The 14,827-nt window shown below is 61.3% G+C and carries 14 protein-coding genes; 9 read left to right on the top strand and 5 right to left on the bottom strand.

Going from position 1 to position 14,827, the window contains the following annotated elements; genetic code table 11:
• Positions 1 to 399: 399 nt before the first annotated feature.
• A complete protein-coding gene (locus tag ABTV87_RS17400) occupies positions 400 to 870 on the top strand; it encodes a DUF1289 domain-containing protein (protein ID WP_085602792.1) in 471 nt (156 codons plus the stop codon).
• A gap of 45 nt (positions 871 to 915) precedes the next feature.
• Here ABTV87_RS17400 and ABTV87_RS17395 read toward each other — a convergent pair whose 3' ends face one another.
• Positions 916 to 1,779 (bottom strand): universal stress protein, encoded by an 864-nt coding sequence (locus ABTV87_RS17395; RefSeq protein WP_085602794.1) that lies wholly within the window; start codon positions 1,777 to 1,779, stop codon positions 916 to 918.
• 159 nt (positions 1,780 to 1,938) lie between these two features.
• On the opposite strand from ABTV87_RS17395, the gene ABTV87_RS17390 reads away from it, so the two are divergent.
• From ABTV87_RS17390 to ABTV87_RS17380, 3 genes are all read left to right on the top strand, one after another.
• Entirely contained in the window at positions 1,939 to 2,547 is a 609-nt protein-coding gene (locus ABTV87_RS17390) for a tRNA-(ms[2]io[6]A)-hydroxylase (protein WP_085602796.1), read from the top strand.
• A gap of 140 nt (positions 2,548 to 2,687) precedes the next feature.
• Entirely contained in the window at positions 2,688 to 3,395 is a 708-nt protein-coding gene (locus tag ABTV87_RS17385) for a response regulator (protein WP_007958821.1), read from the top strand.
• Positions 3,396 to 4,682: an ATP-binding protein gene (locus ABTV87_RS17380; protein ID WP_221534263.1), complete on the top strand. Its 1,287-nt coding sequence runs from the start codon at positions 3,396 to 3,398 to the stop codon at positions 4,680 to 4,682.
• Positions 4,683 to 4,716: 34 nt separating this feature from the next.
• Here the strand turns inward: ABTV87_RS17380 and ABTV87_RS17375 are convergent, their stop codons facing one another.
• Together ABTV87_RS17375 and moaA are read right to left on the bottom strand one after the other, a co-directional pair.
• Complete coding sequence (locus ABTV87_RS17375; RefSeq protein ID WP_127798524.1) at positions 4,717 to 5,616, bottom strand: bestrophin family protein; 900 nt, start codon at positions 5,614 to 5,616, stop codon at positions 4,717 to 4,719.
• 29 nt (positions 5,617 to 5,645) lie between these two features.
• A complete protein-coding gene (gene moaA, locus ABTV87_RS17370) occupies positions 5,646 to 6,644 on the bottom strand; it encodes a GTP 3',8-cyclase MoaA (RefSeq protein WP_262161108.1) in 999 nt (332 codons plus the stop codon).
• 357 nt (positions 6,645 to 7,001) lie between these two features.
• On the opposite strand from moaA, the gene ABTV87_RS17365 reads away from it, so the two are divergent.
• The 4 genes from ABTV87_RS17365 to ABTV87_RS17350 all read left to right on the top strand — a co-directional run bounded on the left by ABTV87_RS17365 (position 7,002) and on the right by ABTV87_RS17350 (position 12,027).
• Positions 7,002 to 9,326 (top strand): FdhF/YdeP family oxidoreductase, encoded by a 2,325-nt coding sequence (locus ABTV87_RS17365; RefSeq protein ID WP_433898003.1) that lies wholly within the window; start codon positions 7,002 to 7,004, stop codon positions 9,324 to 9,326.
• Positions 9,327 to 9,435: 109 nt separating this feature from the next.
• Positions 9,436 to 10,851 (top strand): cytochrome ubiquinol oxidase subunit I, encoded by a 1,416-nt coding sequence (locus ABTV87_RS17360; RefSeq protein WP_433898002.1) that lies wholly within the window; start codon positions 9,436 to 9,438, stop codon positions 10,849 to 10,851.
• Between the two features lie 17 nt (positions 10,852 to 10,868).
• Positions 10,869 to 11,885, top strand: a complete 1,017-nt coding sequence (cydB, locus tag ABTV87_RS17355) for a cytochrome d ubiquinol oxidase subunit II (RefSeq protein ID WP_085602805.1) — start codon at positions 10,869 to 10,871, stop codon at positions 11,883 to 11,885.
• Positions 11,872 to 12,027, top strand: coding sequence for a DUF2474 domain-containing protein (locus ABTV87_RS17350; protein WP_102687029.1), 156 nt, complete (start codon positions 11,872 to 11,874; stop codon positions 12,025 to 12,027). Before cydB ends, ABTV87_RS17350 begins: the two co-directional genes overlap by 14 nt.
• A 183-nt stretch (positions 12,028 to 12,210) precedes the next feature.
• Here the strand turns inward: ABTV87_RS17350 and ABTV87_RS17345 are convergent, their stop codons facing one another.
• Entirely contained in the window at positions 12,211 to 13,062 is an 852-nt protein-coding gene (locus tag ABTV87_RS17345) for a CAP domain-containing protein (RefSeq protein WP_433898001.1), read from the bottom strand.
• A gap of 198 nt (positions 13,063 to 13,260) precedes the next feature.
• Between ABTV87_RS17345 and ABTV87_RS17340 the strand changes: the two genes are divergently transcribed.
• A complete protein-coding gene (locus tag ABTV87_RS17340) occupies positions 13,261 to 13,881 on the top strand; it encodes a cell wall hydrolase (RefSeq protein ID WP_127798514.1) in 621 nt (206 codons plus the stop codon).
• On the opposite strand, the gene ABTV87_RS17335 is transcribed toward ABTV87_RS17340, so the two are convergent.
• Positions 13,878 to 14,765, bottom strand: coding sequence for a LysR family transcriptional regulator (locus tag ABTV87_RS17335; RefSeq protein WP_433899867.1), 888 nt, complete (start codon positions 14,763 to 14,765; stop codon positions 13,878 to 13,880). The genes ABTV87_RS17340 and ABTV87_RS17335 overlap by 4 nt on opposite strands.
• Positions 14,766 to 14,827 lie beyond the last annotated feature (62 nt).

The following is a 14,827-nucleotide window of genomic DNA, read 5'->3' as shown; positions in this document are numbered from 1 at the left end:
TCCTCACGACGTTGTGGGTCGTTCGGCCAGAATTACCGGCAATTCCTTACAGAAGCTGCTTTCAAAGTTTTACGCCTGCAGAACGGGGAGCTGATGAGGGTTGGCGTTTGGCTTTTCCCCGCTGGAAAAACCTTACGCCAACACCGCTCTGAAGGAACGACTGTGCTCGTGACGCTTTGAAAACAGCTTCTAACGGACATTGGCGCCTAAAAAGGCTGGCTGATTCTACGGCAAAAAAAATTTAAAGGTAAGTCGCGCTCTATTGGACTTTGGTTGCGTTGTGCGCGGCTGGGGCAAACCTTGATCCAGCGCTTGTCCCTGACGTTTGAGGGGTGATGAATGCCGGACAAAGGGCTAACATGCCGACCTGTTCCGCGTTTCAAGTGTTTTGCCCATTCTATGCCCAATCAGACCATCAAGACCCCCTGCGTCGGCCTCTGCTCCACCGTTTACGGTGATCTGGTGTGCCGTGGCTGCAAGCGTTTCCACCACGAAGTGATCCACTGGAACGGTTACAACGAGGAAGAAAAGCGCGCGGTCTGGCTGCGTCTTGAGCAATTGCTGTCACAAGTGATGGCCAGCAAGGTCGAGGTCTTCGATCCGGCGCGCCTGCGCCTGCAACTGGAACAGCGCAAGATCCGCTTCGTGCCGCATCAGTCGCAATATTGCTGGGCGTATCAGCTGATCGCCCGGGGCGCGCGGGTGATCATTAATCTGGAAGCCTACGGGATGGTGCTGCTGCCGGAGTTTCGCGACTGGAACCTGCCGGAACTGCGCGATGCCATTGATCGGGAATTTTTCCTGCTGTCGGAAGCGCACTATCAACGCTACATTGCGCCCGGTTTCCTCAAGGATGCCCTCGGCGACTGAGCATTACCTGTGGCGAACACGCTCGCCACAGGATCACAACAATGCTTAATGTTTCACCGCCAACTCCACCAGATGGTCTTCAACCTCCTGCGGTTTGAGCACCAGCACATCACTTTCCAGTTGATCCAGCACCTGTTCGGCCGTATTGCCGATCAACGCACCGGATACCCCGCTGCGCGCCACCGTGCCAATCACCGTCACCGCCGCCTGCAGCTTGTGCGCCATGAACGGAATCAGCACATCCGCCGGGCCTTCCTCGACATGCAGATGCTCGTCGTCGATATCGAATTCAGCCTGAAACGCCCGGCATTGCTCGCGATAGCGCGCCTCGATGGTTTCCTTGAGCTGGAAGGTCGGGTCCGCTGCCGACAGCATCGGCGACGGATGAGCGGTAATCACGTGCAGATGCCCCTTGGCCAGGCTGGCGATGTCGAAGCCGTGGTCGATGATCGTGGTGTGCAGATGACGGTGTTCGCCATCGGCATTGCCCACGTCGACCGCTGCCAGAATCACCTTGTCCTTCCACGAACCAGCGGTTTTCACCAGCAGCACCGGGGTAGGGCAGTGGCGCAGCAGTTTCCAGTCCGCCGGGGTCAGCAGGGCCTTTTTCAGCGAGCTGTCGGGGAAGTGCTGCTTGATCACCAGCCCGCAGCCTTCGGCCTGCTGCACATCAATGATGGTTTCGTGCAGGCTCTCGTTCCACGCCTGCTCGGTGGTGACGCTGTAGCCGTCCGCCAAGAGCGCGGCCTTGAGCACGCTGAGCATGCCGGCGTGATCGTGCTTCTTGTCGCAGACCAGCAGGTGCAGATGGGCCTGGGTCACCCCGGCGATCAGCTTGGCGCGCTTGAGCGCCAGGCTTTCCGCGTGTTCGGGTTCGATGACCACCAGAATGCTGCGAATGGCTTGCATGAGTGAGTCTCCAGCAATGAAAAGGCACGGCGTTGCACAACTATAGTTGCTGCGCATCCGTCTGCGACTTGATGCATATCAACGCGGGCGGCTGGTGGTCTGCGGGCAGGCCGGTATAATCGGCGCCCTTCGCTCGAACACCTTTTGACCGTGAGCCCCATGATCCTTCCCGAAATCCACGAATTCCTTGGTTGCCGCACGCCCGACGCCTGGGTTGAAGCCGCGCTGGCCGATCAGGAAACCCTGCTGATCGACCACAAGAACTGCGAGTTCAAGGCCGCCAGCACCGCGTTGAGCCTGATCGCCAAGTACCATTCCCACGTCGATCTGATCAACATGATGTCGCGTCTGGCCCGGGAAGAACTGGTGCACCACGAGCAGGTCATGCGCATCATGAAGCGGCGCAAGATCGAACTGCGCCAGCTGCACGCCGGCCGTTATGCCTCGAGCCTGCGCAAAGTGGTGCGCAGCCACGAACCGGTAAAACTGGTCGACACTCTGGTGGTCGGCGCCTTCATCGAAGCGCGCAGTTGCGAGCGGTTCGAAGCGCTGGTGCCGCATCTGGACGAAGAACTCGGCAAGTTCTACTTCGGCCTGCTGAAAAGCGAGGCCCGGCATTTCCAGGGTTACCTGAAACTGGCCTACCAGTACGGTGACGCCAAGGACATCGCGCAGGTGATCGAGAGAGTCCGCGCCGCCGAGCAGGACCTGATCGAGTCGCCGGACGAGGAATTCCGTTTCCACAGCGGCGTACCCGTCGCGGCATGAATTGTTAAAAACTCTTAAGAGTATGAAACTTCAACGAAAACCGGCCCCAGGGGCCGGTTTTTGCTGCCTGCGATAAACGTCTCGCCATTGAATGCCCGCATAATGTCGCCCACTTCACAAAGCGGTTGGCGGCGGTTGTTATGGATAACCTGGGTTTTGGCAGAGTCCTGCTGGTGGAAGACGATGAGCGGCTGGCCGCGCTGATCGCCCACTTTCTCGAACAACACGGCTACGAGGTGCGCACGGTGCATCGCGGCGATCTGGCCGTGGCCGCGTTTCTCGAATTCAAGCCCAAGGTGGTGGTGCTCGACCTGATGCTGCCGGGGCAGAGCGGCCTGCACGTGTGCCGGGAAATCCGCAGCGTGTCGGACACGCCGATTGTCATCCTGACGGCCAAGGAAGACGACCTCGACCATATTCTGGGCCTGGAGTCCGGGGCCGACGACTACGTGATCAAACCGATCAAGCCGCCCGTCCTGCTCGCGCGCCTGCGTGCCCTGCAGCGCCGGCAAGTCCCGGAAAGCGGCGTAGTGAGTTCGCTGGAGTTCGGCAACCTGATCATCGACCGCAGTTGCCGCGAAGTGCGTCTGGCGGGCGAGCTGATCGAGCTGACCACCATGGAATTCGAGCTGCTGTGGCTGCTGGCCAGCGCTGCCGGCAAGATCCTGTCGCGCGATGACATTCTCAACCGCATGCGCGGCATCGCCTTCGATGGCCTCAATCGCAGCGTCGACGTGTACATCAGCAAGTTGCGCAACAAACTCAAGGACAACCCTCGCGAACCGGTGTGCATCAAGACCGTGTGGGGCAAGGGTTACCTGTTCAATCCGTTCGCGTGGGAGTTGTAGATGCTGCGGTTATTTCTCGGGCTGTTTCTGGTGATGACGGTCGGGCTGGTGGCGGCGCTGCAAACCGTCGAACACACCTTCAACGCGTTGCTCGACAACCAGATGCAGGCCTACAACCGTGAGGCGGTACGCGGACAGGCGTGGTCGCTGATCGAACACATGCGCGACCAGCAGGGCTCAGCGCGCGAGGCGCAACTGGAGGCGTTACGGCCGCACTACGGGCTGACGCTGAGCCTGGTCGAGGCTGACCAACTGAACCTCAACGATCAGGAGAAAGCCGAACTGGCCCAGGATCTGCTGGTGATCCGCGATGACTACACCCAGTTCATCAGCAACATCGACGGTGGTTCGCAGTTGCTCAGCATCAAGCTGCCTCCCGAGCCGAGCCTGATGCCGTTCTACATTGCCGGGGCCTACCTGATGCTGGCCGTGCTGCTCGGCATCGTCCTGTACTTCTGGGTTCGCCCGCACTGGCGCGATCTGGAAAAGCTGCGCCTGGCCGCCGAGCGCTTCGGCGACAACGATCTTTCGGTGCGGATCCAGCTGTCCAAACGCTCGAACATCCGCGACCTGGCCGGCCACTTCAACCTGATGGCGGCGCGCATCGAAGGCCTGATCGCCAATCAGCGCGAACTGACCAACGCGGTCTCCCACGAACTGCGCACGCCGATTGCCCGGTTGTCGTTCGAGCTCGATCAGCTCAAGCAGCAACCGGACGCCAGCCAGAACCGCGAACTGATCGCCGACATGTACGCCGACCTCGGCGAGCTGGAAGAAATGGTCTCCGAACTGCTGACCTACGCCAGCCTTGAACGCGGTGCGACGGTGATCACCCGCGAAAATATTCAGGCCGCCAACTGGCTCGACAGCGTGGTCGGCAGCGTGGCGCTGGAAGCCGAGGCCGCCGGGGTGCAGCTGTTGATCGTTGATTGCCGGGTCGATGAAGTGCGGATCGAGCCGCGCTTCATGGCGCGGGCGGTGATCAATCTGCTGCGCAATGCCATTCGTTATGCCGAGCAGCGGGTCGAGGTGTCGCTGGTGCGCATCGGCGATCAATACGAAGTGCAGGTCAACGACGACGGGCCGGGTGTGCCGCTGGAAGGACGGGAGAAAATCTTCGAACCGTTCTCGCGCCTGGACGCCAGCCGCGACCGCCGTACGGGCGGCTTCGGCCTCGGCCTGGCGCTGGTGCGACGGGTGTCGCAATCCCATGGCGGGCAGGTCGAGGTCGGTGATTCACCGTGGGGCGGCGCATCGTTTCGCATGACCTGGGCACATCTGGATTGATGACTTTCGCTTCTCCGAAGGGGGAGGCAGTCGATTAACTGAGGACGTAGTCCACCGGTTTCAGCGCTGGCGGCAACGGTTCCGTTCCCAGCTCCGCCAGAATATCCCGCTCGATACCCCGCACCAGCGCATCGGTCGGCAAATCGTTTTCATCCCGGCCGAACGGGTCTTCCAGCTCATCGGCAATCGCATCCAGACCAAAAAAGGTGTAGCTGACAATCGCCGTGAACAGCGGAGTCAGCCAGCCCAGCGGTTCGGCCATGGCGAACGGCAGCAGGATGCAGAACAGGTAAATCGTGCGGTGCAGCAGCAAGGTGTAGGGGAAGGGCAGCGGCGTGTTCTTGATCCGCTCGCACACTGCTTGTGCCTGGGTCAGGCTGGTCAGGTGATTGGCCAGCAGCATGTAGCGCCATTCGCTGAGATCGCCTGATTCGTGCAGATCGGAGCATTGCTGACCGACGGTTTGCAGGATGCGCCCGCTGTAGTCCGGCACCTGCGCATCGTGCTGCGGGGTGATCCATTCGGCGCTGGCGGCGGCTTCATCTTCCCGGCGCAACCGCGCATTCAGCGCATGGGCGAAACCAGCGAGGTTGAGCAGCAACAGACGGCGCTGCGCCGATTCGCGGATCACATGGGTCTCGCGAATCACCGAGCGCACATGCACGATCACTTCGCCCCAGGCCTTGCGCGCTTCGTACCAGCGGTCGTAGCAGGCGTTGTTGCGAAAATTCATGAAGATCGACAGCGACAGACCAAGCAAGGTGAACGGCGTGGCGTTGACCTTGGTGAAGTTGCTCGGGTGAAGCATTTCCACCAGCACGATGGCCGACGCCAGCAGCGTCACCATCAGGGCGCGCAGGGCGATGCGCTTGGCAATCGAGCCCTTGAGGGTGAAGAGAATGGCGAATTGATTGACCTTGGGTCGGATGATCATGCGGCTCTCTGCCTTGAAAACGTGGCGGATCAGCCGCCGGTCATGTTCATGAAACGCACCACTTGCACGTCGTCGTTCACTTCAAAGTTGTGCCGGTAAGGCTTGAGTTTCATCGCTTCGATGATGGCTTTCTCCAGCCGTTCCGGTTGGCCCGGATGAGCGCGCAGCACTGCCTTCAAGTCCACCGAATGCTCGTTCCCCAGACACAGTAGCAAACGCCCCTCGACGGTCAGCCGCACCCGGTTGCAGGTGCCGCAGAAGTTGTGGCTGTGGGGCGAGATGAACCCCAGCCGAATGTGCGGCGCTTCGGCTAGCCGCCAGTAGCGCGACGGGCCTTGGGTCGACTCGGCAGAATCGATCAGGGTGTAGCGCTCGGCGATCTTTTCGCGCACCTGGGTACTGGAAAAGAACGACTCGGCGCGGCTGTGTTCGCTGATGATGCCCAGCGGCATTTCCTCGATGAAGGAAATGTCCAGATCGCGCTCGATGGCGAACTGCACCAGATCGTTGATCTCGTGATCGTTGCGGCCCTGCATCACCACGCAGTTGAGTTTAGTGCGGGTAAATCCGGCGGCGCGTGCGGCGTCGATGCCGTCGATCACCTGGGCCAGGTCGCCGGTACGGGTCATCTGCTTGAAGCGCGCGGCATCGAGGCTGTCGAGGCTGACGTTGAGGCGTTTGACCCCGGCGTCGAACAGCGGGCTGGCGAGTTTGCCGAGCTGCGAGCCGTTGGTGGTCAGGCACAGTTCGCGCAGGCCGGGCAGGGCGGCGATCTGCTTGCACAAGCCGACGACGCCGGGGCGAATCAACGGCTCGCCGCCGGTCAGGCGGATTTTGCGGGTGCCCAGCGCGACGAAGCTCTGCGCCAGTTGATAGATCTCCTCCAGCGTCAGTACCCGTTGGCGCGGCAGGAACTGCATGTCTTCGGCCATGCAATACACGCAGCGAAAGTCGCAGCGGTCGGTGACCGACATGCGCAGGTAGTCGACGCGGCGGTTGTAACCATCGATCAAGACGCGCTCTGACATGACAGCCTCGCTTGGGTGAAATCCGCTATTGAAGGGATTGGGTTGGCGCAGATTATGAGCAACTTGAGACAGCGTCCAATCACTCTTAATGACCGGCCGATTGATGCTGTCGATGATGAAATAATTATTCCGGATTTATCGCTTCTTGGTTTTGCAAGTGCCCGTATTTAAAGGCTTTAACGCCGTGATAGATGCTTTCGATAACGCAGTCATTAATAGCGATTAGACAAGTTTTTGCAGCGGTTCCTATCCTTGGCCCCGTCAAACGAAACGACCGCTTTTTTAACTTGAAAGTCAGTCGTCGCTGTTTAAACCCGATCAGGTTTTTGCCTGTGTGCATCGTCATGGAGAAGTCCCATGTCACAAGTCGACCGTTACAAACCCTACAAGGGCGCCGCTGCGGGTTGGGGCGCTGTCATCAGCCTCACCAAGAACTGGCTGGGCAGTGAAAACGCCCTGAAAAACATCCGCGCCATGCTCAAGACCAACCAGAACGGCGGCTTCGACTGCCCCGGTTGCGCCTGGGGTGAAGCGCCCGGCGCGAGCATGCTGAAGTTCTGCGAGAACGGCGCCAAAGCGGTGAACTGGGAAGCCACCGGCCGCCTGGTCGATCCGGCGTTCTTCAACAAGTACACAGTCTCGACCCTGGCCGAGCAAAGCGATTACTGGCTCGAATATCAGGGCCGGATCACCCATCCGATGCGCTACGACGCGCGGGTCGACCGCTATGTCGAAACCACCTGGGATGACGCCTTCGCGCTGATCGCCAAACACCTCAAAGGTCTGAAATCGCCCCACGAGGCCGAGTTCTACACCTCGGGTCGCGCCAGCAACGAGGCGGCGTTTCTCTATCAATTGTTCGTCCGCGCCTACGGCACCAACAACTTCCCGGACTGCTCGAACATGTGCCACGAAGCCAGTGCGGTGAGCATGGGCGAGAGCCTGGGCGTCGGCAAAGGCACGGTGGTCTATGAAGACCTGCACCACGCCGACGCGATTTTCGTGATTGGCCAGAACCCCGGCACCAACCACCCGCGCATGCTCGAACCGCTGCGTGAAGCGGTGAAGCGTGGCGCGCAGGTGGTGTGCATCAACCCGCTCAAGGAGCGTGGGCTGGAGCGTTTCCAGAACCCGCAAAACCCGATCGAAATGCTCAGCAACGGCTGGGAAGCGACCAACACCGCGTACTTCCGTCCAGCCTTGGGCGGCGACATGGCGATGATCCGTGGCATGGCCAAGTTCTTGCTGCAATGGGAACGTGAGGCCCAGGCCACCGGCGGCGAACCGGTGTTCGATCACGCGTTCATTGCCGAGCACACGTCGGGTCTCGACAGCTATCTGGCTGAAGTCGATGCCACGAGCTGGGAGCACATCGTCGAGCAGTCCGGCGTGCCGCTGCATGACATCGAACTGGCCGCGCGCATGTATGCCCGGGCCAAGAGCGTGATCATGTGCTGGGCCATGGGCCTGACCCAACACGTGCACTCGGTGCCGACCCTGCAGGAAGTCATCAACCTGCAACTGTTGCGCGGCAACGTCGGCCGTCCGGGCGCCGGGCTGTCGCCGGTGCGCGGCCACAGTAACGTGCAGGGCGACCGCACCATGGGCATCAACGAACTGGCCCCGACCGAGCTGATGGACGCCCTGGAAAAGCGCTTCAACTTCAAGGTGCCGCGCATGCACGGCCACAACACGGTGATGGCGATTGGCGCCATGGAACGTGGCGAAGCCAAGGTGTTTATCGGTCTGGGCGGCAACTTCGCCCAGGCCACGCCGGACACTCCGCGCACCCACGCCGCGATGCGCAAACTCGACCTGAGCGTGCACATTTCCACCAAGCTCAACCGCAGCCATCTGGTGACCGGACGTGACGCGTTGATCCTGCCGTGCCTCGGCCGTACCGACATCGACGTCCAGGCCGAAGGCCCGCAAGGCGTGACCGTGGAGGACACCTTCAGCATGGTGCACTTGTCGTTCGGCCAACTGAAACCGAAGTCGGCCCATCTGAAATCCGAGCCGGCGATCATTGCCGGGATCGCCGCCGCGACATTGGGCAAACACCCGATCGACTGGGAATGGGCGGTGGGCGACTACGGGCGCATCCGCAACCTGATTGCCGATGTGATTCCGGGCTTCGAGAATTTCAACGAGAAGCTGCTGATCCCAGGTGGTTTCCACCTCGGCAACAATGCCTCGGACCGGGTCTGGAAAACCGAATCCGGCAAGGCCCAGTTCACCCCGTGCGTGCTGCCGGAGCATCTGGTCAGCGAAGGCGTGCGCAACCTGCCGGTCAAACCGCATCTGATCCTGCAAACCATGCGTTCCCACGATCAGTACAACACCACGCTGTACGGCCTCGACGACCGTTATCGCGGTGTATATGGGATGCGCGACGTGGTGTTTGCCAACGAGCAGGACATCCGCCGACTGGGTTTCGAACCGGGGCAGAAGGTTGATCTGGTGGCGCTGTGGGGCGACGAGCGCGAGCGTCGGGTCAGCGGTTTTACTCTGATCGCCTACGACATTCCGGCCGGGCAAGCCGCTGCGTACTACCCGGAAACCAATCCGCTGGTGCCGCTGGAAAGCTACGGTGACCGCACCTATACGCCGACCTCGAAATTCGTGGCGATCCGCCTCGAAGCCGCCGAGGCGAGCAACCTGATTCCGTCGTCGGTGGCGTAACCGACTCACGCGATCCAACCCTTTTGCATTTTGACTGGCTGCAGGCGTTCGCGCCTGGCGGTGGCCCGGCCGTGTGCTGCCGCTTTTCAGCCTTGATGAGGACATCATCATGTTCAACCTGGAGGCACTGGACCTGGCGCGAATTCAATTCGCGTTCACGGTTTCGTTCCACATCATTTTCCCGGCGATCACCATTGGTCTCGCGAGTTTTCTCGCGGTGCTCGAAGGCCTGTGGCTGAAAACCCGTAACGACACTTACCGCGATCTCTACCATTTCTGGTCGAAGATATTCGCCGTCAACTTCGGCATGGGCGTGGTGTCGGGGCTGGTCATGGCGTACCAGTTCGGCACCAACTGGAGCGGGTTTTCCGACTTCGCCGGCAGCGTCACCGGGCCGTTGCTGACCTATGAAGTGCTGACCGCGTTCTTCCTCGAGGCCGGGTTCCTCGGGGTGATGCTGTTCGGCTGGAACCGCGTGGGCCGTGGCTTGCACTTCTTTGCCACAGTGATGGTCGCCATCGGTACGTTGATTTCGACCTTCTGGATTCTTGCCTCCAACAGCTGGATGCAGACGCCGCAAGGCTTCGAAATCGTTGACGGTCGAGTGATGCCGCTGGACTGGCTGGCCATCGTGTTCAACCCGTCGTTTCCGTTCCGTCTGGCGCACATGGCGATTGCCGCATTCGTTGCCACGGCGTTCTTCGTTGGCGCTTCGGCGGCCTGGCATTTGCTGCGCGGCAATGACAGCAAACCGGTGCGCAAGATGTTTTCCATGGCGCTGTGGATGGCGCTGATCGTCGCGCCGATTCAAGCGGTGGTCGGTGACGCTCATGGCTTGAACACCCTGGAACACCAACCGGCGAAAATCGCCGCCATCGAGGGCCACTGGGAAAACGCCGACAACGGGCCGACCCCGCTGGTGCTGTTCGGCATTCCGGACATGCAGGCGGAGAAGACCCAATACGCGATCGAGATTCCGTACCTCGGCAGCCTGATCCTCACCCACAGCCTCGACAAGCAGATCCCGGCACTCAAGAGCTTCCCGAAAGAAGACCGGCCGAACTCGACCGTGATTTTCTGGAGCTTCCGCGTCATGGCCGGGCTGGGCATGTTGATGATTCTGGTGGGTGTGCTGGGCCTGGCGTTGCGGCGCAATGGCAAGGTCTACCGTCATCGCGGCTTCCAGCGTTTGGTGCTGCTGATGGGGCCGAGCGGTCTGATCGCGCTGCTGGCGGGTTGGATCACCACTGAAGTCGGGCGCCAGCCGTGGGTGGTGTACGGCCTGATGCGCACTCATGACGCGGCGTCCCATCACTCGGTGGCGCAGATGAGCACCTCGCTGGCGCTGTTCGTCGTCATCTACTGCTCGGTGTTCACCGTGGGCATCGGTTACATGATGAAACTGGTGAGCAAGGGCCCGCAGCCGCACCACGAACATCCGCCCGAAGGCACTCAGGTGCAGACCCCGCGCCGGCCACTTTCGGCGGTTACCGACAACCTCGAATCCGCGACCCGGATCCACTGAAAAAGGAGCGTTGAGTCATGGGTATTCAAGGTATCGATCTCTCGTTGATCTGGGGCGTGATCATTGCCTTCGGGGTAATGATGTACGTGATCATGGACGGCTTCGATCTGGGCCTCGGGATCCTGTTCCCGATGATCAGCGACGAGCAGGAGCGCGACGTGATGATGAACACCGTCGCACCGGTGTGGGACGGCAATGAAACCTGGCTGGTGCTCGGCGGTGCGGCGTTGTATGGCGCGTTTCCGCTGGCGTACGGGGTGATTCTGGAGGCGCTGTATCTGCCGCTGATCTTCATGCTCGCGGGGTTGATTTTCCGTGGTGTGGCGTTCGAGTTTCGCTTCAAGGCGCCGGCTGAAAAACGTCATCTGTGGGACTGGGCATTCATCGGCGGTTCGCTGCTGGCGACGTTCTCCCAGGGCGTGGTGATCGGCGCGTATGTGGCGGGGATTCCGGTGGTGGATCGGCAGTTCGCCGGTGGCGGTCTCGACTGGCTGGCGCCGTTCCCGCTGGTCTGCGGTGTCGGTCTGGTGATTGCCTACGCATTGCTCGGCAGCACCTGGCTGCTGGTCAAGACCGAAGGCATGCTGGAGTCGCGGATGCGTCACTACAGCCGTCCGCTGGCGTGGCTGTTGCTGGCGATGGTGGTGGTGATCGGCGCGTGGACGCTGCAACTGCACCCGGAACTGGCCGGCCGCTGGTTCAACCATGCGCACCTGACCGTGTTCGCCGGGCTGGTGGTATTGGCGGTGCTGTCGCTGTTCGGTCTGTTGCGCTCGCTGCGTCAGCGCCACACCCACTGGCCGTTCGTGTTCACCCTGATGCTGATGTTCCTCGGTTACATCGGGCTGGCGCTGAGCATCTGGCCGAACATCATCCCGCCGTCTGTCAGCCTGTGGGCGGCGGCATCACCGGCCACTAGTCAGTTGTTCGCCTTGATCGGCGCGCTGTTCATCCTGCCGGTGATCCTGATGTACACCTTCTGGAGCTACTACGTGTTCCGCGGCAAAGTGAGGATTGGCGATGGCTACCATTGATTCGCGTGAGGTGAAATCCAGCCCCTGGTACAAGCGTCTGGGCTGGCTGCTGCTGATCTGGTTGGGCAGCGTGGTCTCGCTGGCGGTGGTGGCGAGCCTGCTGAAACTGGCGATGTATGCGGCGGGGATGAGAACCCACTGAGCATAAAAAAACCGGAGCCTGATATGGGCTCCGGTTTTTTTTTCCAGAATTCCGAGTTCATAGGCTGACCCTGTGGGAGCGAGCTTGCTCGCGATAGCAATGTGTCAGTTACATCAACGGTGAATGACACACCGCCATCGCGAGCAAGCTCGCTCCCACAGTGTTCAGTGGTGGTTTTAAGACTTATTCGCCACCAAACATCGCCGTCCAGTAAATGCCGGCGCTGCTCTTCGGATCGACTGCATAGGCCGCGCCCAGCTCACGGTACTGCGGGTTCATCAGGTTGGCGCAATGGCCGGGGCTGGCGAGCCAGCCGGCGACGACTTTCTGCACCGTGTCCTGCCCGGCGGCGATGTTCTCGCCGACCTGCTGGCCGCTGTAACCGGCCAGTTCGGCGCGGTCGCCGGGGGTACGGCCGTCGCGGGCCTTGTGGTCGAAATAATTGTTGTTGGCCATCTCGCGGCTGTGTTCCTGGGCAACGCCGCCGAGCACCGCGTTCCACGCCAGCGGCGCAGTCGCTGCGAAGGCCTGACCGCCGCACTGGCGCGGTTGGGCGCGGGCGGCGTTGAGTTGTTCGAGGAGTTTCTGGCCTTCAGCCTGACCGTCGCCGAGGCGGGCGGACAGCAGTGGCCGGGCGAGGGTGATGCGCCAGTCACGATCAGCGCGACTCACGCCGATATCGACGAACTGCGGATCCAGCACCACCTGACAGAAGCTCTCCTGAATCGCCTTCATCGCCGACGCCGCATCCCTTGGCCCGTTCAGGGTAATCGCCTGCACGTTGACCATCGGGTAGCGGGCGCTGGACATCGCCTGCTGTAAATCCACCACACCGCTGGCCGGCAGAATCAGGCGCGGATCGGCCGACAGCGGCGGTAATTCGCTGGACGCCTGGCTGCCACAACGTTGCGGCTGGCTGCGGTAGCTGTTGATCGATTCGATCAATTGCGACTCGTCGGTGGCCATGGCCGAAGTGGCCAGCGCCAGGCCCACGGACAACGCGGCGAGTCGCAGAACGGATGGCATGAAGCGCATGGAAATCTCCCTTGGGCTGAGTGCGCACATCATGCGCGAAAGGGCCCCGGTTCGTGTAATGTCTTTTTCTTCACGACGCGGATTTTTCTGTAGAACGATTCCGTGCAATTTGCCGTCTACACTCTGCGAAGACCCCGGAAACCGGGCGTCTCAACCACGTAACACTTCGCCCGCATGGGCCCTGCCGGAAGAATGATCATGCGATTGAACGGGTTGCTTTGCTGTCTTGCGTTGACCCTGCTGAGCGGCGCGGCACTGGCCACCGATCAGGCTCCGATCAAGGAAAAGGCCGAAGCGAAAGCCGAGGTTCTGGAAGAGAAGGCCGCCGACAAACCCGACGCGCCTCCGGCGCCCAAATCCGAGGCCATCACCCCGACTGAAGCACAGGCAGTGGACCCCGCTGGCGCCGCACCGCTGGACGATCCGATCACCTGTCTGGCACGCAGTATCTATTGGGAAGCCAAGGGCAAGGACAATGCCGACATGGAAGGCGTGGCCAGTGTGGTGATGAATCGCCTCGGGCATGACGGCTTTCCAGGCACCGTCTGCGAGGTGGTCAAGCAGGGCTCGGAAAGCAAAAGCTGCCAGTTTTCCTGGTGGTGCGACGGGCGTCCGGATCAGGTCAAGGAAGATGCCGAATACGCGCTGGCCAAGGAAATCGCCGGCAAGGCGCTGAACCGACAGCTCACCGATCGCACCCACGGCGCGCTGTATTTCCACGACCGCAACGTTCATCCGAGCTGGGCCAAGGAATACAGGAAAACCGCCGAGACCAGAAAATTCCTGTTCTACAAACCCGCAGGCGGGGACGCGCGTTAGGCGCAGACTTCCCGCACGCAATTGCGCAGCCAGCGATGCGCCGGATCGGCGTCCATGCGCGGATGCCAGAGCATCGACACGCTGATGTCCGGCATCCGGAATGGCAGGGCGAAGCTGTGCAAACCCGTTCGCAGTTTGCTGGTGTGACGCTCCGGGACGGTGGCGATCAGGTCCGACTCACGGACCAGCGTCAGCGCCGCCGAAAACCCGCCGAACGAGGTGACGATATCCCGCGTCATGCCGAAGGCGAGCAATGCCTCGTCCACCGGGCCGCTGCTGCGCCCCCGTCGTGACACCAGAATGTGCTGGCCTGCGGCAAAGCGTTTGGCGCTGACCTTGCCGCTACTCAATGGATGCCCCTCGCGTACCACACCAATCCACTGATCGCGGAACAGGATGCGGCTGTGCAGCGTCGGGTCGGTGCTGTCGTCGACCACGCCGGTTTCCAGATCCACCCGGCCTACGCGCAATAGCGTGCTGTCTTTGTCAGCCTTTTGCACAAAGCGCAGGCGCACGCCGGGCGCCTCTTCGGCGATGCGGGCGAGCAGGGCGGCGGCGAAGGTTTCGACAAAACCGTCGGTGTTGCGCAGGGTGAAGGTGCGGCGCAACTGGCCGGGATCGAGCACTTCTGCCGGGCGCAAAACCGCTTCGGCTTCCTGCACCAGATAACTGACCCGGTCACGCAGCTCCAGCGCACGCGGGGTCGGCACCAGTCCGCGACCGGCGCGCACCAGCAGCGGATCCCCGGTGGTTTCGCGCAGCCGGGCCAGCGCCCGGCTCATGGCTGACGGACTCAAGCGCAGGCGTTCGGCGGCGCGGGCGACGCTGCCTTCGCTCAGCAGCACGTCGAGGGTGATCAACAGGTTCAGATCCGGCGCATTCATGACATGGCGTTCCATGCAGGTATCAAGTGCAAAGCATGCGTCTTGCGCCTTGTATTGTCGAG

It is taken from the genome of Pseudomonas sp. PSE1(2024) (assembly GCF_050990555.1).
Classification (GTDB): Bacteria; Pseudomonadota; Gammaproteobacteria; order Pseudomonadales; family Pseudomonadaceae; genus Aquipseudomonas; species Aquipseudomonas aphyarum.
The sequence above is the reverse complement of the archived record's forward strand: the minus strand, read 5'-3'. Positions and strand labels throughout refer to the sequence as shown.

Bases quoted from the DNA above. Each gene is read 5' to 3' on its own strand.
- ABTV87_RS17400 (WP_085602792.1), top strand. From the start codon at position 400: ATGCCCAATCAGACCATCAAGACCCCCTGCGTCGGCCTCTGCTCCACC.
- ABTV87_RS17395 (WP_085602794.1), bottom strand. From the start codon at position 1,779: ATGCAAGCCATTCGCAGCATTCTGGTGGTCATCGAACCCGAACACGCG.
- ABTV87_RS17390 (WP_085602796.1), top strand. From the start codon at position 1,939: ATGATCCTTCCCGAAATCCACGAATTCCTTGGTTGCCGCACGCCCGAC.
- ABTV87_RS17385 (WP_007958821.1), top strand. From the start codon at position 2,688: ATGGATAACCTGGGTTTTGGCAGAGTCCTGCTGGTGGAAGACGATGAG.
- ABTV87_RS17380 (WP_221534263.1), top strand. From the start codon at position 3,396: ATGCTGCGGTTATTTCTCGGGCTGTTTCTGGTGATGACGGTCGGGCTG.
- ABTV87_RS17375 (WP_127798524.1), bottom strand. From the start codon at position 5,616: ATGATCATCCGACCCAAGGTCAATCAATTCGCCATTCTCTTCACCCTC.
- moaA (WP_262161108.1), bottom strand. From the start codon at position 6,644: ATGTCAGAGCGCGTCTTGATCGATGGTTACAACCGCCGCGTCGACTAC.
- ABTV87_RS17365 (WP_433898003.1), top strand. From the start codon at position 7,002: ATGTCACAAGTCGACCGTTACAAACCCTACAAGGGCGCCGCTGCGGGT.
- ABTV87_RS17360 (WP_433898002.1), top strand. From the start codon at position 9,436: ATGTTCAACCTGGAGGCACTGGACCTGGCGCGAATTCAATTCGCGTTC.
- cydB (WP_085602805.1), top strand. From the start codon at position 10,869: ATGGGTATTCAAGGTATCGATCTCTCGTTGATCTGGGGCGTGATCATT.
- ABTV87_RS17350 (WP_102687029.1), top strand. From the start codon at position 11,872: ATGGCTACCATTGATTCGCGTGAGGTGAAATCCAGCCCCTGGTACAAG.
- ABTV87_RS17345 (WP_433898001.1), bottom strand. From the start codon at position 13,062: ATGCGCTTCATGCCATCCGTTCTGCGACTCGCCGCGTTGTCCGTGGGC.
- ABTV87_RS17340 (WP_127798514.1), top strand. From the start codon at position 13,261: ATGCGATTGAACGGGTTGCTTTGCTGTCTTGCGTTGACCCTGCTGAGC.
- ABTV87_RS17335 (WP_433899867.1), bottom strand. From the start codon at position 14,765: ATGAATGCGCCGGATCTGAACCTGTTGATCACCCTCGACGTGCTGCTG.